Source organism: Flavicella sp. IMCC45537 (assembly GCF_057197705.1).
Genome location: NZ_CM170067.1, coordinates 2,845,751 through 2,870,054 on the forward strand (window position 1 = coordinate 2,845,751; position 24,304 = coordinate 2,870,054).

Below are 24,304 nucleotides of genomic sequence, written 5' to 3' on the forward strand. Positions count from 1 at the left end.
AAGTGAAGCTTGTGTTTTTTGTGTAATGATATAAAGGAGGTTTTTGGTCCTTGTTAAATTATATATAGTATGAAATTTTTAGATAAAAGAAATCCCATTGAAGTATTATTAGTTTTATTTTTTCTTGTAGTAAGTTTTGTCGCAACGAGCCAAAAATCACCAAATATAATTTTGATAATGACCGATGATCAAGGATATTTCGACACTGGGTTTAACGGTAATGGAACTATAATGACACCAAATTTGGATGCTTTGGCAGCACAAGGTGTTATTTTCGATCGTTTTTATTCTGCATCTGCAGTTTGTTCGCCAACGAGGGCTAGTGTAATGACAGGTCGTAATCCATATAGAACAGAAATTCCGGATGCGAATTCTGGTCATTTGAAAAATGAAGAGATAACTATTGCTGAATTGGTTAAAGAGAAAGGATATGTTACTGGACATTTTGGTAAATGGCATTTAGGGATTCAAACGAAAAAGGTTATGGACGCTAATAGGGGAGGAAAAGAAGAAAACTTCGCTCATTATAGTATCCCTAGTATGCATGGTTATGATACTTATTTTTGTACTGAATCAAAAGTGCCTACGTTTGATCCAATGGTATATCCAAAGGAGTTTTCTGAAGGAGAATCTTTAAAATATGGATGGACAGCTGTGGCTGAAGGTGAGAAAACTAAAAACTATAATACTGCATATTGGGAGGGAGAGGAGCAACAATCTAAAGGTGATTTTGCTGGTGATGATACCATGATAATCATGGATAAGGTGATTCAGTTTATTCAAAATGCTGTAATGGATAACAAACCTTTTTTTACTACAATTTGGACCCATACGCCACATTTACCAGTTGTAACAAGTGAATACTATAAGAGTAAGTATTCATTATTATCAAATGAAGAACAATTGTATTATGGATCCATCACTGCTTTGGATGATCAAATAGGTTGTTTGTGGGAGGAACTTGTGGAGCAAGGTGTTGCTGATAATACCTTACTTTGGTTTTGTAGTGATAATGGACCTGAAAAGAATACTCCAGGTAGATCAAAACCATTTCGTGGAGGAAAAAGGAGTTTATATGAAGGAGGGTTGAGAACTCCTTCTTTTGTGGTTTGGTGTAATGGAGTGAATGGAGGAAGGCGTGTTAGTTTTCCTGGGGTTACAAGTGACTACCTACCAACGATAACCGCTTTACTTGATATTGAATACCCGAAAACTCGACCTTTGGATGGTGTGAATCTTATGCCGTTCATAGAAAATGATACTTTGAAAAGAGAAAAACCAATTGGTTTTAAATATAAAGATCAAATTTCATGGGTCAACCATCGATATAAGTTGATCTCGAAGAACAATGGAGCTACTTATCAACTGTATGATTTGATTAAAGATAAAGAAGAACGTTATAATATTTTGGCAATAGAGTCTGTTATTGCTGTAGAAATGATGACAGAATTAGAAGATTGGTTGTCTTCTGTGGAAGATAGTGCAGAAGGAAAAGACTATATAGAGTGATTTTTTACTGTTTTTAGTGTTGATAAGATTAAAAAAAATAGATGCAATCCACTTTTTGTAATAAAGGGTGGATTTTTTTGTAAAGTTTCATGTTTGCGTTTTTCGGTGTTTATATGCTGATACTATTTGTTGAATCGGTTATAAGTTCGGGTATTGTTTCTGTTTATATAAAAAAGATTTTGTTTTAAAACGCATGTTTTAAGGGGTGTAGGTTTAGGGAATAAAATAATTTCAAAAAAAGCGATTTTTTTCATTGTTGTAACGATAAAAAGATCTAGTTTTGCATCCGCTAAGGAAAACAGCTATTGTTGTTTTGGAAGGCAAGGAGTTCTTTAAAATGCTGGTAAAATTTAGGATTAAGAGTTTTAAAAAATAAATTAAATTTTATTTTTTTATAACGAAAAAAGGTTTTAGATTTGCAGCCGCTAACACGCCAAGCGTTGTTAGTAAAAAAAGAAACAAACCAGATCTATGATCTGACGTTCATTGAAAATATTGAAATTGACAGCGTAAAATTAAAGATTAAATTACGTGTTTTTAGTAACACGAATTCTGATTAGAGTAAGCTAGTATCGTATAAAAATAAGTCACTTCGGTGACTAAAAAAAATAACGATGAAGAGTTTGATCCTGGCTCAGGATGAACGCTAGCGGCAGGCTTAACACATGCAAGTCGAGGGGTAACAGGGAGAAGCTTGCTTTTCTGCTGACGACCGGCGCACGGGTGCGTAACGCGTATAGAATCTACCTTGTACAGAGGGATAGCCCAGAGAAATTTGGATTAATACCTCATAGTATAACTGAACGGCATCGTTTAGTTATTAAACATTTATGGGTACAAGATGACTATGCGTCCTATTAGTTAGTTGGTAAGGTAACGGCTTACCAAGACATCGATAGGTAGGGGTCCTGAGAGGGAGATCCCCCACACTGGTACTGAGACACGGACCAGACTCCTACGGGAGGCAGCAGTGAGGAATATTGGACAATGGAGGCAACTCTGATCCAGCCATGCCGCGTGAAGGAAGACTGCCCTATGGGTTGTAAACTTCTTTTATATAGGAAGAAACACTCTTACGTGTAAGAGCTTGACGGTACTATATGAATAAGGACCGGCTAACTCCGTGCCAGCAGCCGCGGTAATACGGAGGGTCCGAGCGTTATCCGGAATCATTGGGTTTAAAGGGTCCGTAGGTGGACTAATAAGTCAGAGGTGAAATCCCATAGCTCAACTATGGAACTGCCTTTGATACTGTTAGTCTTGAGTTACTTGGAAGTAGATAGAATGTGTAGTGTAGCGGTGAAATGCATAGATATTACACAGAATACCGATTGCGAAGGCAGTCTACTACGAGTATACTGACACTGATGGACGAAAGCGTGGGGAGCGAACGGGATTAGATACCCCGGTAGTCCACGCCGTAAACGATGGACACTAGTTGTTGGGATTTATCTCAGTGACTAAGCGAAAGTGATAAGTGTCCCACCTGGGGAGTACGGTCGCAAGATTGAAACTCAAAGGAATTGACGGGGGCCCGCACAAGCGGTGGAGCATGTGGTTTAATTCGATGATACGCGAGGAACCTTACCAGGGCTTAAATGTAGGATGCATTAGGTAGAGATACTTATTTCTTCGGACTTCTTACAAGGTGCTGCATGGTTGTCGTCAGCTCGTGCCGTGAGGTGTCAGGTTAAGTCCTATAACGAGCGCAACCCCTATTTTTAGTTGCTAACAGGTTAAGCTGAGGACTCTAAAGAGACTGCCGGTGCAAACCGTGAGGAAGGTGGGGATGACGTCAAATCATCACGGCCCTTACGTCCTGGGCTACACACGTGCTACAATGGTATGGACAGAGAGCAGCCACCTGGCGACAGGGAGCGAATCTACAAACCATATCACAGTTCGGATCGGAGTCTGCAACTCGACTCCGTGAAGCTGGAATCGCTAGTAATCGCATATCAGCCATGATGCGGTGAATACGTTCCCGGGCCTTGTACACACCGCCCGTCAAGCCATGGAAGCTGGGAGTGCCTGAAGTCGGTCACCGCAAGGAGCCGCCTAGGGTAAAACTGGTAACTAGGGCTAAGTCGTAACAAGGTAGCCGTACCGGAAGGTGCGGCTGGAACACCTCCTTTCTAGAGAAAGAGATGTTAGGTTATGAAAATTAAGAATTGTTTAATTCTTTAATTGCTGTTCAATTTTATATTATATACAAGACTAAAAGAAACAGAGTCTCGTAGCTCAGCTGGTTAGAGCGCTACACTGATAATGTAGAGGTCGGCAGTTCGAGTCTGCCCGAGACTACTTTTTTAAAAAAGAGTTAGGTATATAACATATAGGAAATTTTAGAAGTTGAGTATTCGTTAGAAGTCTAACGACTAACTACCCAATACTAGCTACTAGTAATTTTGGGGGATTAGCTCAGCTGGCTAGAGCGCCTGCCTTGCACGCAGGAGGTCATCGGTTCGACTCCGATATTCTCCACAAAAGTCAATTGACAATTATCAGTTGACAATTAGCAATTTTATAATTGTTATTTGTTATTTGAGAATTGTTTATTGCAAAGAGTTCATTGACATATTGAAATACTGATATCGTATGATATTAGAAGTTATATTTTAGAAAAACTAAAATTAATAACGAGCTATAATACAAATAGAGGCATGCATAGCATGCAAACCGTAGAAGGTATTTAGTTTGGGATAAGTATTAATACTTATTTCCTGCTACTAATTACATGATACAAATAATAGAATAAAAGAGCAAAAAGTACAAAAAGCTAAGTAAGGGCGTATGGCGGATGCCTAGGCTCTCAGAGGCGATGAAGGACGCGATAAGCTGCGATAAGCTTCGGGGATTTGCACATAAGAATTGATCCGAAGATTTCCGAATGGGACAACCCAGCATGTTGAAGACATGTTACTCCGCAAGGAGGGCGAACCCGGTGAACTGAAACATCTAAGTAACCGGAGGAAGAGAAAACAATAGTGATTCCGTTAGTAGTGGCGAGCGAACGCGGATTAGCCCAAACCAATCTTGTTTCGGCAAGTTTGGGGTTGTAGGACCACGACATTTGATGTTAATTGAATCAGAACAAACTGGAAAGTTTGGCCATAGAGGGTGATAGCCCCGTACGGGTAAGATTAATTATTGATAGTGGTATCCTGAGTAGTGCGGGACACGAGTAATCCTGTATGAATCCACCGGGACCATCCGGTAAGGCTAAATACTCCTGAGAGACCGATAGTGAACTAGTACCGTGAGGGAAAGGTGAAAAGAACCCTAAGTAAGGGAGTGAAAGAGATCCTGAAACCGTACGCCTACAAGCGGTCGAAGCACATTTACTGTGTGACGGCGTGCCTTTTGCATAATGAGCCTACGAGTTACTGTTTCTAGCAAGGTTAAGTGATTCAGTCACGCAGCCGTAGCGAAAGCGAGTCTGAATAGGGCGTATAGTTAGTAGTAGTAGACGCGAAACCTGGTGATCTACCCATGGGCAGGTTGAAGCTGTAGTAACATACAGTGGAGGACCGAACCCGTTGACGTTGAAAAGTCTTGGGATGACCTGTGGGTAGGGGTGAAAGGCCAATCAAACCAGGAAATAGCTCGTACTCCCCGAAATGCATTTAGGTGCAGCGTTGTGGTTTAGTTTATTAGAGGTAGAGCTACTGATTGGATGCGGGGGCTTCACCGCCTACCAATTCCTGACAAACTCCGAATGCTAATAAATATACACAGCAGTGAGGGCATGGGTGCTAAGGTCCATGTCCGAGAGGGAAAGAACCCAGACCATCAGCTAAGGTCCCCAAATATATACTAAGTTGAACTAACGAGGTTCGATTGCATAGACAGCTAGGATGTTGGCTTGGAAGCAGCCATTCATTTAAAGAGTGCGTAACAGCTCACTAGTCGAGCGATCGAGCATGGATAATAATCGGGCATAAGTATATTACCGAAGCTATGGATTTATGATTTATCATAAGTGGTAGGGGAGCATTCTAGTTGCGTTGAAGGTGTTCTGTAAGGAATGCTGGAGCGTCTAGAAAAGAAAATGTAGGCATAAGTAACGATAAGGCGGGTGAGAAACCCGCCCACCGAAAGACCAAGGTTTCCTCAGCGATGCTAATCAGCTGAGGGTTAGTCGGGACCTAAGGCGAACCCGAAAGGGGTAGTCGATGGACAACTGGTTAATATTCCAGTACCTGCTCACGTTAAAAGTGACGGATTCGTATAGTTGTTGCGTACTGACAGAATAGTACGTTGAAGGGAGTGGTAACACCCCGATAGTACACTGAGACTTCGGTCAAGGTGATAATACAGCGAAGCGAGTTCCAAGAAAAGCGAGTGAAGCAGCCCGTACCCTAAACCGACACAGGTGGTTGGGAAGAGAATTCTAAGGTGCTCGAGTGATTCATGGCTAAGGAACTAGGCAAAATCGCCCCGTAACTTCGGGAGAAGGGGCGCCCATCTATGATGGGCCGCAGTGAATAGGTCCAGGCGACTGTTTATCAAAAACACAGGGCTCTGCTAAAACGAAAGTTGATGTATAGGGCCTGACACCTGCCCGGTGCTGGAAGGTTAAGTGGAGGAGTTAGCTTCGGCGACGCTCTCAAATGAAGCCCCAGTAAACGGCGGCCGTAACTATAACGGTCCTAAGGTAGCGAAATTCCTTGTCGGGTAAGTTCCGACCTGCACGAATGGTGCAACGATCTGGACACTGTCTCAGCCATGAGCTCGGTGAAATTGTAGTATCGGTGAAGATGCCGATTACCCGCTACGGGACGAAAAGACCCCGTGAACCTTTACTATAGCTTAGTATTGACTTTGGATAAGTAATGTGTAGGATAGGTGGGAGACATCGATCATGCGTCGCCAGGCGTATGTTAGTCGTCCTTGAAATACCACCCTTTGCTTGTCTAGAGCCTAACCCTGCGAAGGGGACAGTGCTTGGTGGGTAGTTTGACTGGGGTGGTCGCCTCCAAAAGAGTAACGGAGGCTTCTAAAGGTACCCTCAGCACGCTTGGTAACCGTGCGTAGAGTGCAATGGCATAAGGGTGCTTGACTGCGAGACTAACAAGTCGATCAGGTTGGAAACAAGAGCATAGTGATCCGGTGGTTCCGCATGGAAGGGCCATCGCTCAAAGGATAAAAGGTACTCCGGGGATAACAGGCTGATCTCCCCCAAGAGCTCACATCGACGGGGGGGTTTGGCACCTCGATGTCGGCTCGTCACATCCTGGGGCTGGAGAAGGTCCCAAGGGTTGGGCTGTTCGCCCATTAAAGTGGCACGCGAGCTGGGTTCAGAACGTCGTGAGACAGTTCGGTCTCTATCTGTAGCGGGCGTTAGAAATTTGCGTGGATCTGACTCTAGTACGAGAGGACCGAGTTGGACTAACCTCTGGTGTATCTGTTGTTCTGCTAAGGGCATTGCAGAGTAGCTACGTTGGGAAGGGATAAGCGCTGAAAGCATATAAGCGCGAAACCCACCACAAGATGAGATTTCTTTAAAGGGTCGTGGAAGATTACCACGTTGATAGGCTATAGGTGTAAAGGCAGTAATGTCATAGCCAAGTAGTACTAATAACCCATAGGCTTTTGTACAAAGAACTTCCGCTAGGCAACTAGCGGGAGGGAAACTCTTTATACATTCTATTACTCAATTATTATAGCACTTCTAATTTGAATATTATATCTCTGGCATCTGTGATGCATTTCAATATGTTAATTATTAAATACTGGTTTAAGAAATTAGACTAGCAAAGACCTTAAGGTGGTTATTGCGATAGGGCTCACCTCTTCCCATTCCGAACAGAGAAGTTAAACCTATCAGCGCAGATGGTACTGCCTAACCGGTGGGAGAGTATGTCACCGCCTTTTTTTGAAACCTCAATCAGTAAAATGATTGAGGTTTTTTTTTGTGATAAACTTAAATAAAGCCGATTGCTGTTGTTTTTTGTAAAGGGCTATTGGATTCTTTTGTCCTTATTTCTATCTTTTGTTTTACTATTTAAATCATTTGTTCAATTTGATTTCTTAAGGAATTCTTTAATTTGTAGTATCCAAAACACTATAGATGCGCAATGCTTTAATTTTTCTTTTTTTATTTATTGTGAATTGTGTCACAGCAGGTGGTAGTTTAAAAAAGTTAAGTAGTGTAGAAGGACTGTCCCAAAACGATGTAAATGTTATATACCAGGATAGTCGTGGTTTTGTATGGATAGGAACCAATGATGGTTTGAACCGTTATGATGGTTATAATTTTAAAATATATCGAAAAATACTTAGGGGAAATAACGGGTTATGTAGTAACATTATAAACTCGATTGTAGAAGATTCTTCTGGTAATTTATGGTTTGGCTCTACTTCTAATGGTGTCAGTAAATATGATGTGAAATCTGAAAAATTTACAAGTATTATAAGTGATTCAGATTTATTAGATTCTAATACCGCTGATGGTTCCTTAAAACTTTTTATTGATAGAAATCAACAACTTTGGGTAGTCAAAGGAAATCTTATTCGAATAATTGACATTGATAGTGGTTTGATTCAAAGTGTTTCATCGATAGAAAATGTAGCTTGTACTTATCTTTCCATAAATCAGTTGAAAGATGGAACTATAGTTATTGGAAGCTCTATTGGTTTATTTTTAATCAATGAATTTAATTTGGAATTATTCAAATATATTGAATTTCAGTTTCCTATAATTGATATTAGTTTATGGAAAGAACATTTATTTGCTGCCAACAAACATGGTGTGTTTCGCTATAATCCTGATAAAGAAAAAATGGTACGACTTGGGGGGATTTCTGGTTGCAAAGAGCTGTTGATTAAGGATAATAGGCTATTTGTAAGTTCTGTGTCTAAAGGATTAAAAAGTTACATTCTTTCGGAAAGATTAGGAGGTGTTAATTATATGTCCGATAATAAACTAAATTCCATTTGGAATGAGTTTGATTTTTCTATTGTATCGTCAGTATTAGTGGATCAAACTGGTTTGATTTGGATTGGAACTAGTGGAGATGGTGTGTATCTATATAATCCAAAAGGTTCTTTCTTTAATCATTTTACTTCCGAAGAAAAAGAAGGAAGTCTATCGCATAAAACGATACGCTCGGTAGTAGAAGATTCTGACGAGAATCTATGGATCGGTACTGAAAACGGTGGATTAAATTATTTGTCAGCTGAAAAAGGGTCCAATTATGAAAGTGGCTTTGTGCAGAAAGCAAAAGTGGATGACTTTGTTACGGTACTTCATTTAGATAAAGTGAATGCTCGTGTTTGGGTTGGTACGCCGTCTGGGGTGAAAATATTTGATATTTCCACATCGAAGGAAGACAAAATATTAAAAAAGGCATTACCGCAGATCAATTCCATTTTTTCAATTTTAGTAGATAGTGATGGTATCATTTGGATTGGTACCTATGGTAAAGGTTTATTTAGAGTGAAGTCAAGTGGTGATGGACAATTCAGTACCTCACAGTTTAGTTCTTTTGATGAGGAGGGTAATTTCCCTTCTAATATTGTTAGAAGTTTGATAGAAGACCATAAAGGAAATATTTGGGTGGGTACTGCTGATGGTTTGTGTAGAATTCCCAAGGAATTAAAAGTGACAAATACTCCCCGGTTTGATGTTTTTAAAAATATTAAAAATGATATATCAAGTTTAAGTTTTAATTATATATTACCCTTGTTTGAATCAACTTCAAAGGAATTATGGATTGGAACTTTAGGGGGAGGATTAAATAAATTATGTTATACCAAGGAAGGTGAAATTTATTTTGAAACATATAGTACTGCCGAAGGTTTGCCAAATGATGCAGTCAAAGGAATTTTGGGAGACGAGCTAGGGAATCTTTGGCTTTCAACCAATAAAGGTTTGAGTTGTTTTAATCCTATCAAAAAAACAATTCGGAATTTTGATATGAGTGACGGTCTTCAGGACTTTGAGTTTAGGGATTTATCTTGTTATAAAAGAGGCTCTGGTGAAATGGTATTTGGAGGTGTAAATGGGATAAATACTTTTTTCCCAAATAAAGTGACCATCGATACGACCTCGAATCAAGTGGTATTTACAGATTTAGAAATTTTAAATAAGCCAATTACGGTTGGGGATAAATTTAATGGTAGGATTATCATAGACAAGTCTATTGATTTTGTTCAAAATTTGAAACTTGGCTATGATGAGAACAGTTTTACAATTTACTTTTCTGGATTGCATTTTGCATCCCCAGAAAAGAATCAATTCAAATATAAATTGGAAGGCTTTGATAAAGATTGGGTATCTACTACTTCATTGTCTCGTTTTGCCAAATACACCAATATAAGCCCTGGAAATTATACTTTAATGGTACAGGCTACCAATAACGATGGTTATTGGAATACAACGCCCAAAATGATTAAAATTACAATAGCTACACCTTGGTGGTTTTCTACTGTGGCAATAGGAATGTATTGTATCATGTTTATCATTGGTTTTTGGTTTGTAAGGAGATTTACCATTATCGGTATTCAAAGAAAAGCACAATTAGAAATGGAAAGTTTTGAAAAAGATAAAATTCAGAAATTGGCCAAGCTTAAATTGAAATTTTTCACGAATATTTCTCATGAATTTAGAACCCCTTTGACTTTAATCATTGCTCCTATCACAAAATTGATTAAAGAAACTTCCGAGTCGACAGACGCAACTAAAGTGGAAAGTTATCAGGTGATTTATAGAAATGCGAATCGTTTGTTGCGATTGATAAATCAGTTGTTAGATATTAGAAAGTTTGAACAGGGAAAAATGAGATTACAAGTTGCACCGGTCGATGTTGTTGCTTGTATTCAAGAAGTTGCTAATTCTTTTTTGTTTTTAGCCAATGAAAAGGAAATTGATTTTAGTATAGATTGCCAATTAAAAGAATTGATAATTTGGTGTGATCAGGACAAATTTGAGAAAATTTTAATGAACATTTTATCCAACGCATTTAAATATACTCCAACAAAGGGAGTCATTTCCATTATGATTAGAGAGAAAAGCGCTACTGTTGAGATTTCTATTAAAGATAACGGTATTGGAATAGCCTTGGATCAACAAAAAAACGTATTCAATAGATTTTATCAAACAGAAACAATAGCTGAGTTAGAAGCCGAGGGTTCTGGGATTGGACTGTCCTTTACCAAAGGGTTGGTAGAAATGCATCACGGAGAGATTTTATTAAAAAGCAAAGAAAATATTGGATCTACTTTTATAGTTTGTTTGAAAAAAGGGAATCAGCATTTTCAGAATAATGCGTTAGTGGAACTTCAAGAAAGACAATTGAAAACTAAAACAGCTGCTAGAATGCATAATGAAGCATTGCCATCTCGTTTGGGTCTTGCAAAAGAAACAAAAGAGTTTTCTGTTTTAGTTGTAGAAGATAATGCTGAGCTAAGAAAGTTTATAGTTGAAAATTTATCGATCCATTATAATGTTGCAGCTTCTGAAAATGGAAAAGAGGCTTTACTAAAATTAAAACAAGTCAGCCCTGATATAATTGTTAGCGACGTTATGATGCCCGTTATGGATGGTTTTGAACTTTGTGAGACGGTGAAACAAGATGTAAATTTTAGTCATATTCCTTTGGTTTTATTGACTGCAAAAATTGCTAGTGAAGATAAAATTACAGGATATAACCTTGGTGCAAATAGCTATGTAGAAAAACCTTTCGAACTTGATGTTTTGGTTGCCCAAATAGATAACTTGTTGGATCATAAGAGACAACTAAGAGAAAAATTTCAAAAAGATATTGAAATCAATATTTCTGAATTTGTTACTACAAAGGTGGATGATATGTTTTTATCAAAATTATTGCAGAAAGTGGAAAATGGATTACAAGATAAAAATTTTACAGTTCAGGTGTTAGCTGGAGAATGCGGTATGTCTCAATCAAATTTAAATAAAAAACTGAAAGCACTTACAGGAAAAACCACCAACGCTTTTGTTAGATCTATTCGTTTGAAAAAGGCAGCTAGTTTGTTACAAACTGGAAGGTATTCAGTTTCTGATGTTACGTATGAAGTAGGTTTTTCGGATCTGAAATATTTTAGAAATAGTTTCAAAGATGAATTTTCGGTGTCACCATCTGAATATAAAAAAATGAAGATTTCTGAAGAATAACTACATTGGGTTTTGTTTAAATACCTAAAAATCAATATGTATTTGAATATACCCCCTGTTTTGAGTTGGTTTTCTCCCCCATAAAATATTTTTAGAACTATTAATTTGGCTACTATAATTAACTAAGGATAAATTATGAAGGGTAATGTTTGGGCTAATCAATTAACTATTTGGTTTTTATTTTTTTTCGCTGTTTCGACGGCACAAGAAAGTTCGGTTTTAATAAATATCAATAAAGAATTTAATAGCAATTCAATTCTATTAAAAACTAGATTAAGAGAGCTAAATAGAGATATTAATAATTTTGGAATTTTATTAGATACTGAAATAACCCATAAAAAATTGTTAACAGGTTATAGGTATGAGCAATTTTATGATTGGGATTTGTATTTCGAAAATATTTATATGTCTTATTATGGGATTTCAAAATACAATTTCGATAATTTAGAAGGCTTTTTTACAATACAACATCCTGATGGATTTATAAAGCGTTCTTTTGGTCCCAAAAATTTTGGAGCGGATCATCATTTCAAGCCGTTTATAGCCCAGATTATTGTCCTAGGTTCTCGTCAAACAAAAGACTGGACTTGGGCTAAAAAATATTATAGTCAAACCCAGTTATATTTAAAGCATTGGTTTGAATACGATACTGATAAAAACGGATTAGCTTATTGGTCTGGACAACAAAAAGGAAAATGGTCTGGAGCGGCGGACCACAGTGGTATGGACAATCAAAATACCAGAACTATTGGATTAAGTGAGGGGGTGGATTTGAATTGTTATCTGGTAAGGGAATTACAAGCAATGGCGATCATTGCGGAAAATATAGGAAGGGAAAAAGAAGCTAAAGCGTATAGAAAGAATTCTGAAAGATTAAAAAAATTAATCAATAAATATTTATGGGATGATAAATCAGGCTTCTATTACGATAGAAATGAGGAAAATGGAAACACAACCTTTGTGAAATCCGTTTCGGGTTTTACGCCAATTTGGGCGGGAGTGGCATCCAAGAAACAGGTAGCTCGAATGGTAGAAGAACATTTAAAAAATCCCAAAGAATTCTGGACAAAATTTCCAATTCCTAGCTATGCGTTAACAGAACCAGATTACCGACAGAATTATCAAGGGCAAAAAGGTTGTAATTGGAAAGGGTCTACTTGGATTCCTACCAATTATATGGTTTGTCATGGACTTATGAATTTTGGATATCAAAAATTGGCAAAAGAGATAGCTCATAAGACCTATAATATGGTGTTGAATAATAAGAACACCCGTGAGTTTTATAATGCAGAAACGGGTGAAGGCTTAGGAATGAACCCCTTTTTTGGTTGGTCATCTTTGGCTTATATATTGCCACTAGAATTGGAACTGAACTATAATCCTACGGATCTTAATCAGTTAGAGATTTTGAAGTTGTCAGAAAATATTGGCGTTAATTTTAAATAAAATGCGATGATTAGGATTGTAGTTATTTTACGTTTCGGATTTTTTTTTAGTGTGTGTATGTTGAATACAAATTGTAATTCTAAAAAGGTTGCTAAAAAACCTAATATTCTATTTTGTATTGCTGATGATGTAAGTTTTATACATACTTCGATAAATGGAACCTCAGAAATTCAAACGCCTAATTTTGATAGAGTTGCAAAGAGTGGTGTTTTATTTAACAACGCCTATTGCAATGCCTCTTCTTGTGCTCCATCAAGAGCTTCAATTTTAACGGGAAAGAATATTTGGGAATTAGAAGAAGGTGGTTTACTGTTTGGAGGGCTAAAGAAAGAATATCAAACCTTTACAACTTTATTAAAGAATAATGGGTACACGGCAGGTTACAGCGGGAAAGGATATATGCCTGCAAACAAAAAGGCTCCTTATCAGACAGAGCCTTTAGCAAAAGAATTTAATACGGTAAAATATAAAGCGCCTAAATATGTGTCTAGTAAAGATTATGCAGGTAATTTTGAACAGTTTTTGTCACAAAGAGAAAAGGATATACCTTTCTTTTTTTGGTATGGTTCTCATGAAGCTCACAGAAAGTATTCCCCTGGCATTGGCCTTAAATCCGGAGTAGATATCTCTAAAATAAAAGTTCCCGGATTTTTACCAGATACAGATATCGTAAGGAGTGATATGGCAGATTATTTTTATGAAGTACAATGGTTTGATACTCATTTGGGAAGAATGATTGAAGCGCTTGAAAATTCTGGAGAATTAGAGAATACAATAATTATAGTAACAGCGGATAATGGAATGCCATTTCCAAGAGCAAAATCTACTTGTTATGAATACGGTACTCATATGCCTTTGGCGATTTGTTGGGGAAATAAAATTAAAGGAGCTACAAAAGTTGATGATTTTATAAGTTTTATTGATTTTGCTCCAACTTTATTAGAAGCGGTAGGGTTGGATATTCCTAAAGGAACAACAGGAAAAAGTTTTTTGGATGTTTTGCTATCCGGAAAAAGCGGACAAGTAGATCCTAATCGAAATAAAGTATTTACAGGTTTAGAACGACATGCTTACTGTAGACCAGAAGGGTTAGGCTACCCTATTCGTACCATAAGAAAAGGCGATTGGTTGTATATTATAAATTTTGAGTCGGATAGGTTTCCTGCTGGAGATGCAACATTTAATTCGGTACATCAAGGCTATTATGGTGATATTGATTCGGGTCCAACGAGAAAATATTTGATAGATCACCAAGAAGATTCGGAAGTACGTTATTATTTTGATTTGGCGGTAAAAAAACGTCCTAAATATGAATTATATGATATTAAAAAGGATCCTTTTAACCTAAAGAATCTTGCTTATTATGAGGATTATAAAAATTTATGTAATGACTTAAAATCTGAGCTTTTTGAATATTTAACTAATACAAATGACCCGAGAATGATAGGCAAATCACCTTGGGATGATTATCCGTATTTCTTCAAAGGTTTAGAAAAAAAACACTTGAAACCGATCGGTAAAAGAGACAGCAATTAAAAATATTAAATAAAGAATATGAAATTTAAAACAAACATGCTTTTGGTAGCCGCATTAACCATGGTAGCAATTGCAAGAGGACAAAAAGAATTTAAGCCAGAATGGGAGAGCTTAAAAAAGCATAAAGTAACTCCAGAATGGTTTGCTGATGCAAAACTAGGAGTTTATTTTCATTGGGGAGTTTATAATGTTCCAGCAAACGGAAATGAATGGTACGGTAGATTTATGTATGAAAAAGATCGCAGAAAAACCTGGGGAAAAGATATTTACGATTACCATACAAAAACTTATGGAAGAGATATTCATTATCATGATTTTATACCCCAATGGAAAGCAGAAAATTTTTCAGCAAAACGTTGGGTGGATATGTTTGAAAATATGGGAGCTAAATTTATTGGAACTATAGCAGAACACCATGATGGGTTTTCTTTATGGGAAAGTGAGGTGAACCCTTGGAATTCATTTGACAAAGGTCCTAGAATAGATGTTGTAAAACAAATTTCACAGGAGGTAAAAAAGCGTGATTTAAAATTTATGACAACCTTTCATCACGGTTTTCATATGATGTTTTTCCCTAAAAAAGAAAACAGTGCACTCAGACCCTTAAGTGAGCACAATGCGGTTTATAAAAATCCAGAAGTTCCACAAGACCCTAAATATCGTGCACTTTATGGTACCATGTCTTATCAAGAGGAGTGTGATATTTGGTTAGGGAAATTAGATGAAGTAATAAATGAATATTGTCCAGATTATATATGGATGGATTTTGCCCAAGGGTACATTCAAGAAGCGCATCGTCAACAATTTTTAGCCAATTATTTTAACAAAGCTCAAGAGTTGAATAAAGAGGTTGTTGTTAATACAAAAGGTGATTTTTTTCCTACCGATGTCGCAGTTGTTAATGTTGAGAGAGCAACTATGGAAGATATCACACCTTTTGTTTGGGTAACAGATTTTCAATTAGGAAGTTCTTGGGGATATAATAAAGATAAACGTACAGCAATAAATCCGAATAAAGCCATTCGAATACTTGCTGAAGTTGTTAGTAAAAATGGAGTAATGATACTTGCTGCTGCTCCTATGGCAGAAGGTGTAATTCCTGAGGAACAAGCAAAAGCAATGGAAGGAATTGGTGCTTGGTTAAAATTATATGGAGAATCTATATACAACACAAGACCTTTTGTTGAATTTGGACAAGGACCAACGGAGTTAAAAAGAAATCCTAATGACAATTGGAATGCTTATGGTTCTATCAAAGCAGGTTTGAATAATTTAAATAGTGAAGATGTTCGATATACTAAAAATGGTAAAAATGTTTATGCAATTCAATTAGGATGGCCAGGTTCTAAAAAGGAAACTACATTAAAAACGTTTGCCGGAAAAGCTAAGGATTTAAAAATAAAATCGATAGTTGTATTAGGCTCAAAAGAAAGAATTAAGTGGAAAAAAACTTCAAAAGGATTGGTGGTTACTTCTCCAAAAAAGAAGCCTTCCGAAGGAGATGCTGCAATTGTTTACAAAATAAAATTGAAATAATTTATTATGAAATATAGAATCGGAATTTTCATTTTTTGCTTTGTTATTGGATTAAAGTCCATGAATGCGCAAAAACAACCAAATTTCATTGTCATTTTCACTGACGATCAGGGCTATGAAGATTTAGGATGTTTTGGTTCCAAAAAACTTAAAACCCCTAATATTGATCAAATGGCAAGAGAAGGGGTAAAATTAACTAGTTTTTATGTTGCCTCATCTGTGTGTTCACCGTCGAGAGCGGCGTTACTAACAGGAAGAATGCCAAAACGAGTTGGAGTTCCGGGTGTTTTGTTTCCAAGGAAAAACCAAAAAGGATTGGATCCGAAAGAAATTACCATTGCAGAATTACTGAAACAGAAGAACTACAATACAGCCTTGGTTGGAAAATGGCATTTGGGACATGATAAAAAATACCTTCCCTTAAATCAAGGTTTTGATTCCTACTTTGGTATACCTTATAGCAATAATATGTCTATCGCGGCTGGTATTGATGTTTCTCCGAACATTGTGTTAAATGATGATTATACACTAGAAAAAATGCACTCAGATATGAAGTTGGTGGATGCTTCTTCAGGAAAAGAAGCTAAAAAGATTTTAAAAGACAAACCGCCTCTTATGCGTGGAAATCAAATCGTAGAATACCCAACAAATCAAAGTACTTTGACTGAGAGATATACAAAAGAGGCTGTTTCATTTATTGCAAAAAATAAAGAAAAACCTTTCTTTTTGTATTTAGCCCATTCTTTTCCTCATGTGCCAATTTTTGTGGGGGATAGGTTTAAAGGATCTAGTGGTACCACTCCGTACTATGATGCTCTTCAAGAAATAGATTGGAGTGTTGGGGAAGTAATGAAGGCAATACGAGACAATGGTTTGGAGGAAAATACTATTGTAGTGTTTACTTCAGATAATGGTCCGAATAGTCATGGTTCTGCAAAACCTTTGAAAGGAAGAAAGTTTGATACTTATGAAGGTGGACAAAGAGTTCCAGCTATATTTTGGGGGCCAAAGAATGTCAAATCAGGATGGGTTAGTAACCAAATAACTTCTTCTTTAGATGTTTTTCCGACGATTGCAAGTTATGCAGGAGTTTCGGTTCCAAAGGATAGAGTTTTTGATGGATATGATATTTCTAATTTTTTAAATGGAAAGTCAAAAGTTTCCCCTCGTAACGAAATGTTTTTTTATGGATCAAATTCAACAAAAATTGATGGCGTAAGAGTTGGAGATTGGAAATATGTGATTAATGGTTATAGAAAATCTTCATGGCGGAAATTAAGTGAGGAAGATAAAATACCAAAGCTTTATAATCTAAAGAAACAGATTTCAGAAAAAGAGAATCTTATTGATGTATATCCAGCTAAAGCTCAAGAGTTGATTGCAAAAATGAATGAATTTGATATTCAAATAGAAAAGGATTTAAACAAATAAAACTTTACTTCTCGCTATCTATGAAATATAAGATGATTTTTTTGCTAATTGTGTATGCTATGGGTGCCTGTACTTATGGGCAAAACAGGCCAAACATTATTTTAATAATGGCCGATGATATGGGGTATTCTGATATCGGTTGTTATGGAGGAGAAATAAAAACACCAAATTTAGATCAGTTGGCCCAAAAAGGTATTCGTTTTACACAATTTAAAAATAATACTAGATGTTGCCCCACTCGAGCAGCATTATTAACAGGTTTGTACCCTCATCAAGCGGGTGTTGGAGGAATGGTAGGTAATGGTTATGGCGATCTAAGCAAGGCAGCAGTTACGCTTGCTGAAGCTTTGAAAACGAATGGTTACGCAACTTATATGACGGGTAAATGGCATGTAGCAGATTCTCATACGATAAATGATATCCATAATTGGCCAATACAAAGAGGGTTTGATAAATTTTATGGTACGATTAACGGGGCTGGTAGTTACTTTGACCCCTATACTTTAACAAGAAATAATACGCCAATTCATGTAGAAAAAGAAGAAGAATTTTATTACACAGATGCAATATCGGATAGAACGGTAGCCTTTATTGATGCCCACATGAATGGGAACTCGGAGACTCCTTTTTTTTGCTATGTAGCCTATACAGCTCCCCATTGGCCCTTACATGCAAAACAAAAAGATATTGCAAAATATAAAGGTGTATTTGACAAAGGGTGGGATGTATTGAGAGAAGAACGTTTAAGGAGAATGAAGAAAATGGGGATTGTTCCTAAAAATACTCAATTAAGTGCTCGGGATTTTCGATCAAAACCTTGGGAGTCAATAGAAAATAAAACTTGGGAATTGCAACGAATGCAAACCTATGCTGCGCAAATAGATAATATGGATCAAGGAATAGGGAGAATTATGGATCAATTAAAATCTGCTAATGTATTGGATAATACGGTGGTTATGTTTTTATCTGACAATGGTGGTTGCGCAGAAACATTGCAAGGAGTTGAAAATTGGGTGAGTGAAAAAGAAGTGACTCGTACAAAAGAAGGTTTTAAGGTTGAAGCTGGCAACGATGCAAACATTACACCAGGACCAGCAACTAGCTATATGAGTTACGGTCCTGCATGGGCAAATTTAAGCAATACTCCATATCGAAAATTTAAAAAGTCTGGTCATGAGGGAGGGGTTTCAACTCCTTTTATATTTCATTGGCCTAAAGAAATAAAAAAAGGAAATATCATACAAAACCAATTGGCCAGTATTATTGACATTATGCCTACAATTTTAGAGCTATCAGAAACAGATTATCCGTTGTTTTATAAGAATAATAAAATAATTCCTTTAGAGGGGCTCAGTCTAATGCCTTTACTGCAAAACAAAAAATTGAATCGTGATGAGTGGTTTGTGGAACATGGTTCTAACAAAGCATATAGAAAAGGAGCATGGAAAATTGCATGGTCAAAAGATAAGGGGGATAAAAAATGGGAGCTTTTTAATTTAGAAAAAGACCCTACTGAACAACATAACTTGTCAATGAAATACCCAGAAAAAATGAACAAAATGATAAGTGTTTGGAAGGAATGGGCTAGCCGAGTGAACGTAACCAGGAAAAAATAAATCTAATGAAAAATAACCTAAAATTTTTATATATCGTTTTTACATTTCTGATTCTTACAGCTACTGTAATTGCTCAAAAAACAGATTTTATTATTCATACAGACATGCAAACTGGAGGGATTCAGAAAATTATGAATAAGAATGATAAGTATAATATGAATTGGGTTTTTAACACTGATGGAAGTGAACTAGAATGGTTTACTCCTGAATTTGGTTGGGGATTGGGGTTTGTTACTGTAGACCTGGAAGGCAAAAAGGAGACTTTTAAATGGAATTCAATATCTGATATTTCAGAAAAAGATGGGAAGACTATTTATACCTATAATTTTCCATATTTTAATATGATTATCACAAGATCATTCAACAATCAAGGAGAACTTATAGAGAATTTTAAAATTGAAAATACCGGTTCAATCGATTTGAAAGTTGTTGATATGGGTATTTACACACCGTTAAAAGATTGGTATGCTGGGGGTGCGGAAGTTTGCATGACAAGCCGTTGTAATGTCCATGTTTGGGCTGGAGGATATAATTCCTCTTATCTAAATGCGATTAGGATGGGAACAGAAGCACCTCATTTAGGACTGGTGGTTACTGATGGAAGTATTCGTCATTATGAACTAGTTAATACGAGTACCATGCCAAGAAAAGTTGCAGGCTCTAATCTGCGCGGCGGAATTACATTAAAAGTTGCACCAGCTACTGTGAAGCCTCATGATTCCTATGGGGTAACATGGAAAGTGTTTTGGCATAATGGATATGAAGATTTTTATCAGAAAGCTATGGCTAATGGAACTGTTATTGCAGAGGCAGATAAATATTTTATTCCATTGGGTGAAATTGTAAAACTAAGATTTAAGTCGCACAAAAAGTTAGAAAATGTGAGTTGCACTGTTGAAGGAACAGCCATTAAATTTAAGCAGACAGACAATCTAATTACTGCCGAATTCAAAGCAAAAAAAATAGGAGACAAAGTTGTAACCCTAAATTATAATGGCAAAAAAACCGTTATCAATCTATATTTCTCACTTCCCACAAAAAAGTTATTGAAAAAAAGAGTCGATTTTATCATTGATAAGCAACAAATGAAAGATAAATCTGATTCACGTTATGGTGCTTACATGGTATATGATAATGAAGAAAATGAGATATATCAAAATATACCTTTTAAGGTTGACCACGATGAAGGAGCAGAACGTTTAGGAATGGGTGTGGCTATTGCAAATTGGTTACAACAATTTCCTAATTCAAAAAAGAAATACAAAAACTCTTTAGAAGAGTATTATCAATTTGTTCGTTATAAATTACAAACACCAGCATACAAGGTATACTCTACGGTAGACCATAAAAAAAGACATCGAGGGTATAATTATCCATGGGTAGCTGCTTTTTATGCGGAGTTATATAAGCAAACTAAAAATCCAATTTATATCGAAGATTGTTATCATACCATGAGAAAATGGTATCAAGAATTTGGCTATGATTTTTATGCTATATGTGTGCCTATTAAAAAAAGTATCGATTATTTAAGAGAAGCAGGGTTTAATGACGAAGCTGAAATTCTTTTGAATGATTATAAAATGGTAGCTAAGGAATATGATAAAAATGGAATTAATTATCCAAGTCATGAAGTGGTTTTTGAGCAATCAATAGTATCACCCGCAGTTAATTTCTATTTAGAACTTTATCATATCACAAAAGACAAACATTATTTAGATGAAGGTGAAAAGCATCTTAAAATATTAGAAGCGTTTAACGGACAACAACCTGACTATCATTTGAACGAAATAGGTATTCGTCATTGGGATGGATATTGGTTTGGGAAAAGACAATCATGGGGAGATACTATGCCACATTATTGGTCGGCATTAACAGGAAGAGCCTACATTCAGTATTACGTGGCTACAGGAAACGAAGAATATCTACGAAGAGGAAAAATATGTTTAGAAAACAACCTGTGTAATATTAGAAATAATGGAACGGGAGCTGCTGCTTATATCTATCCAGAAAAAGTGAACGGTGTCAAAGCTGAGTTTTACGATGAATTTGCCAATGATCAAGACTGGGCATTGTTTTTTTTTCTAGAAATGAATGAAATATTAAAGTGGAACTAGTATAACTAGTTAGTGCACAAACCCAAATATGAACCAAATTATAATAATGACTACTTCTAAAATAAAAAACATAGTTCAGATAATAGTGCTGTTTATGATAATTTCCAATATCAATGCTGAGACTAGAACCGCTGATGCAAACAATATCAGTCAGATTATTAATTGGATGAAAGATGGTGTCACCACAAAAATTTTCTTTCCATCTGGGATTTATAATTTCACATCAACTATTAGTTTAGAAAATGACAATTTAATTTTAGAAGGCAGTGGTAATGAGCAAACTATTCTTCGTTTAGCGGCAGTAAAAAACGCACTTATTGATGCTAAAGGGAATAATTCAAAAATTAGCAAACTTACCTTGGACGGAGGGATGAATCAAAAAACATGGGGAAATCCAATTTTTAGATTTAACAAAAGTAAAGGGCATCATTTTGAAGAGGTTTTGTTTACCAACTCAAAATGGATGGGAATTGGAGGAATCAATGCCTATCCAACGGATGGATTAAAGCTTATCAAATGTGAATTTAGTAGTATCAACTTAATGTGTCTCCAAATTTTTAATCGCAATACAAACAAACGAAATGGGGAAGTAATTGTAACCGTAGATAAAGTGATTGTAGACGAATGTATTTTTCACGAAGGCTATGAAACAGCTATTTCTTCAGACAACGGAAATGACAGAGAAGATCCAGGTGATGGAATCGGAAGAAGATATACCGAAAGTACCAGTTTGAGTGGGACAGAAATAACCAACTGTATTTTTGAAAAAAGCAAACAGTTTCATATCGCCATGGTGCAAAGTAAAGATGTTATCATACAAAATAACATTTTTTATGGCATGACTGACGATGCTGGTGGAGGGTGTCAACCTATCCATATGGAGCAATTTACTCATAATATAGAAATCTACGACAATAGCTTTTATATGGACGATACCGTAGAGCAAAAATATATGTATATCCATGTGAACGGTACTGAAGGTCACAAACGAGTAACACAGCAACAACCAAGTAATACCTATGCTACATGGACTTACAATGTTTACGGAAGTAATGAACGTAGAGCAAATACTAGCTGTGCAAAACAAGGAAATATTAATAAAGATTGTAAACGAGATGTGCACGCCTATGGACCAAGAAATATTTATGTTGCGGGAAATACATTTAACCCTTCCACAAAAGTGAGTCATTATGTAAGTGTTCATGAAGGAGAGAATATACAAATAGGTACCAAAAAAGATGGTACTGTCGCTTTAAATAATTTTATTGGAGGAGATGAGAATACTATTAAAATTCATTTTGGAGGGAATGATCAAGGAACGGGAGATGTTTTAATTAAAGCAGGTCAAAATATTGTTGCTTCCAATATTGAGATAAAGGAGGTGTATTTTGATTTACCTCCAATTAGGGAGGAAAAACCTATTGAGATTGAAGTAAAGCTTGATACTCCTGAAAATGAAATCAAGGAGCAGAAATTATCTATTTACCCTAATCCATCTAAGGGAATTTTAACTTTTATAACACCTGTAGATATTGAGAAAGTTAACATTTCAAATTTGTCTGGGAGTGTTTTAAAAACTTACCAAAAAAAGGAAGTAAGCGAAAATATTTTGAACATAGATTATTTGAACGCTGGTTTGTATGTTATCAATATTCAACTTGAAAATGGTGTGCATACAACAAAAAAGTTAATCATTGAGAATTAGATTATACTATGGAGAAAAGAGAATATTTTAGAAAAACTCAAATAAAAATAATAACCTCATTACTAATTCTAATGCTAAGCAATTTAGGTTTAGTGATGGCTCAGGAATTAAAAGAATCTAAACACTATAATTTTGATCCAACCAAAACTGAAGAGTTGAGGGTACGAGATGGTTTACCCAATTTCTTTCAAAAATTAAAAGCAGGTCACGATGTTAAAATTGGATATATAGGTGGAAGTATCACCAACGGTGGTTTATGGAGAACAAAATCATTAGATTGGTTTAAGAGTGAATATCCAAAAGCCAATATTACGCAGGTAAATGCCGCAATTGGAGGTACAGGACCGGATTATGGGGCTTGTAGAATTAACAAGCATTTGTTGGTTCACAATCCAGATATGGTATTTATTGAATACCGTGTAAACAATGGTGGGGCTTTTAACGGAAGAGCTTTGGAAGGATTAATACCGCAAATATGGAAAAGCAATCCAAACACTGAAATCTGCATTGTTTATACCATTTCTAAAGGTATGATTGCAGATATTCAGAAGGGGAACCAAACGAATGCAGGAAAAAATATGGAGCCTGTTGCCAATCATTACGGAATAACTTCCATTGAATTTGGTTTGGAAGTTGTAAAGTTGCTAAGCGAAGATAAACTTGTTTTTCAAAAAGGAGACAGTCCGATAAATGGGAAAATACTCTTTAGTAAAGATGGAACCCATCCCTTAGAAGCAGGTCATGATATTTATAGAGATGTCTTGGTTCGTTCTATGAAAAAAATTGAAAACCACGGAATTCCTGGACTAAACGTCATTCCTAAGCCTTCTCAAAAAAACATTTTTTCGAATGCTTCTTTAGTTCCAGTTTCCAAAGCTAAATTTTCATCCAAATGGGAAAAAGTGGATTTAGGGACTGATATTCATATCAATGATAATTTGACAGATAAAAACGGAGGCTATAAAACGTTGTTTGAAAAAGCTAAAAAAACCGAAGTAATTGGTGAAAGTTTCACCCTAAAGTGGGAGGGTTTTATACTTGGACTTACTGCAATTCTAGAAGCCAAAGGTGCTATTCAATTGGAAATTTCAACAGATGGTGCAAAACCAAAACTTTTCGATTTAAAATCACGCAATGGTAAAACTCAAAAAAAATATATTTTTTTAGATGAAGTTGCATCTGGTTCGCATACAACAACCATAAAGCTTGTGAAACTTGAGAAAGGTAAAGTATTTCAAGTAGGGCAATTTTTAGAGGTTAAAGAATAATAATT

General features: G+C 36.2%; 10 protein-coding genes, 2 tRNA genes and 3 rRNA genes. All 15 read left to right on the forward strand.

Annotated features, from left to right (window positions below):
• The first annotated feature begins 69 nt into the window (after nucleotides 1–69).
• The 15 genes from AC2DGP_RS11580 to AC2DGP_RS11650 all read left to right on the forward strand — a co-directional run bounded on the left by AC2DGP_RS11580 (nucleotide 70) and on the right by AC2DGP_RS11650 (nucleotide 24,299).
• Entirely contained in the window at nucleotides 70–1,509 is a 1,440-nt protein-coding gene (locus tag AC2DGP_RS11580) for a sulfatase family protein (protein ID WP_484490226.1), read from the forward strand.
• Nucleotides 1,510–2,120: 611 nt separating this feature from the next.
• A 16S ribosomal RNA gene (locus AC2DGP_RS11585) occupies nucleotides 2,121–3,644 on the forward strand.
• Between the two features lie 95 nt (nucleotides 3,645–3,739).
• Nucleotides 3,740–3,813: transfer RNA gene (locus AC2DGP_RS11590), tRNA-Ile, on the forward strand.
• 106 nt (nucleotides 3,814–3,919) lie between these two features.
• A tRNA-Ala gene (locus AC2DGP_RS11595) sits at nucleotides 3,920–3,993 on the forward strand.
• Nucleotides 3,994–4,280: 287 nt separating this feature from the next.
• A 23S ribosomal RNA gene (locus AC2DGP_RS11600) occupies nucleotides 4,281–7,110 on the forward strand.
• Nucleotides 7,111–7,275: 165 nt separating this feature from the next.
• A 5S ribosomal RNA gene (gene rrf, locus AC2DGP_RS11605) occupies nucleotides 7,276–7,386 on the forward strand.
• Together the 16S, 23S and 5S rRNA genes with 2 tRNA genes alongside form the textbook arrangement of a ribosomal RNA operon.
• A gap of 196 nt (nucleotides 7,387–7,582) precedes the next feature.
• Complete coding sequence (locus AC2DGP_RS11610; protein WP_484490227.1) at nucleotides 7,583–11,647, forward strand: hybrid sensor histidine kinase/response regulator transcription factor; 4,065 nt, start codon at nucleotides 7,583–7,585, stop codon at nucleotides 11,645–11,647.
• Nucleotides 11,648–11,782: 135 nt separating this feature from the next.
• A complete protein-coding gene (locus tag AC2DGP_RS11615) occupies nucleotides 11,783–13,093 on the forward strand; it encodes an MGH1-like glycoside hydrolase domain-containing protein (RefSeq protein ID WP_484490228.1) in 1,311 nt (436 codons plus the stop codon).
• A 6-nt stretch (nucleotides 13,094–13,099) separates the two neighbouring features.
• Complete coding sequence (locus tag AC2DGP_RS11620) at nucleotides 13,100–14,629, forward strand: sulfatase family protein (RefSeq protein WP_484490229.1); 1,530 nt, start codon at nucleotides 13,100–13,102, stop codon at nucleotides 14,627–14,629.
• An 18-nt stretch (nucleotides 14,630–14,647) separates the two neighbouring features.
• Entirely contained in the window at nucleotides 14,648–16,165 is a 1,518-nt protein-coding gene (locus tag AC2DGP_RS11625) for an alpha-L-fucosidase (protein ID WP_484490230.1), read from the forward strand.
• 6 nt (nucleotides 16,166–16,171) lie between these two features.
• On the forward strand, nucleotides 16,172–17,596 hold the full coding sequence (locus AC2DGP_RS11630; protein ID WP_484490231.1) for a sulfatase family protein: 1,425 nt from the start codon (nucleotides 16,172–16,174) through the stop codon (nucleotides 17,594–17,596).
• Between the two features lie 32 nt (nucleotides 17,597–17,628).
• Complete coding sequence (locus AC2DGP_RS11635; RefSeq protein ID WP_484490232.1) at nucleotides 17,629–19,212, forward strand: arylsulfatase; 1,584 nt, start codon at nucleotides 17,629–17,631, stop codon at nucleotides 19,210–19,212.
• A gap of 5 nt (nucleotides 19,213–19,217) precedes the next feature.
• Nucleotides 19,218–21,326, forward strand: coding sequence for a glycoside hydrolase family 88 protein (locus tag AC2DGP_RS11640; RefSeq protein WP_484490233.1), 2,109 nt, complete (start codon nucleotides 19,218–19,220; stop codon nucleotides 21,324–21,326).
• A gap of 94 nt (nucleotides 21,327–21,420) precedes the next feature.
• Nucleotides 21,421–23,031: a T9SS type A sorting domain-containing protein gene (locus tag AC2DGP_RS11645; RefSeq protein ID WP_484490234.1), complete on the forward strand. Its 1,611-nt coding sequence runs from the start codon at nucleotides 21,421–21,423 to the stop codon at nucleotides 23,029–23,031.
• Between the two features lie 8 nt (nucleotides 23,032–23,039).
• Entirely contained in the window at nucleotides 23,040–24,299 is a 1,260-nt protein-coding gene (locus AC2DGP_RS11650) for an SGNH/GDSL hydrolase family protein (RefSeq protein WP_484490235.1), read from the forward strand.
• Nucleotides 24,300–24,304: the final 5 nt, after the last annotated feature.

Bases quoted from the DNA above. Each gene is read 5' to 3' on its own strand.
- AC2DGP_RS11580 (WP_484490226.1), top strand. From the start codon at position 70: ATGAAATTTTTAGATAAAAGAAATCCCATTGAAGTATTATTAGTTTTA.
- AC2DGP_RS11610 (WP_484490227.1), top strand. From the start codon at position 7,583: ATGCGCAATGCTTTAATTTTTCTTTTTTTATTTATTGTGAATTGTGTC.
- AC2DGP_RS11615 (WP_484490228.1), top strand. From the start codon at position 11,783: ATGAAGGGTAATGTTTGGGCTAATCAATTAACTATTTGGTTTTTATTT.
- AC2DGP_RS11620 (WP_484490229.1), top strand. From the start codon at position 13,100: ATGATTAGGATTGTAGTTATTTTACGTTTCGGATTTTTTTTTAGTGTG.
- AC2DGP_RS11625 (WP_484490230.1), top strand. From the start codon at position 14,648: ATGAAATTTAAAACAAACATGCTTTTGGTAGCCGCATTAACCATGGTA.
- AC2DGP_RS11630 (WP_484490231.1), top strand. From the start codon at position 16,172: ATGAAATATAGAATCGGAATTTTCATTTTTTGCTTTGTTATTGGATTA.
- AC2DGP_RS11635 (WP_484490232.1), top strand. From the start codon at position 17,629: ATGATTTTTTTGCTAATTGTGTATGCTATGGGTGCCTGTACTTATGGG.
- AC2DGP_RS11640 (WP_484490233.1), top strand. From the start codon at position 19,218: ATGAAAAATAACCTAAAATTTTTATATATCGTTTTTACATTTCTGATT.
- AC2DGP_RS11645 (WP_484490234.1), top strand. From the start codon at position 21,421: ATGATAATTTCCAATATCAATGCTGAGACTAGAACCGCTGATGCAAAC.
- AC2DGP_RS11650 (WP_484490235.1), top strand. From the start codon at position 23,040: ATGGAGAAAAGAGAATATTTTAGAAAAACTCAAATAAAAATAATAACC.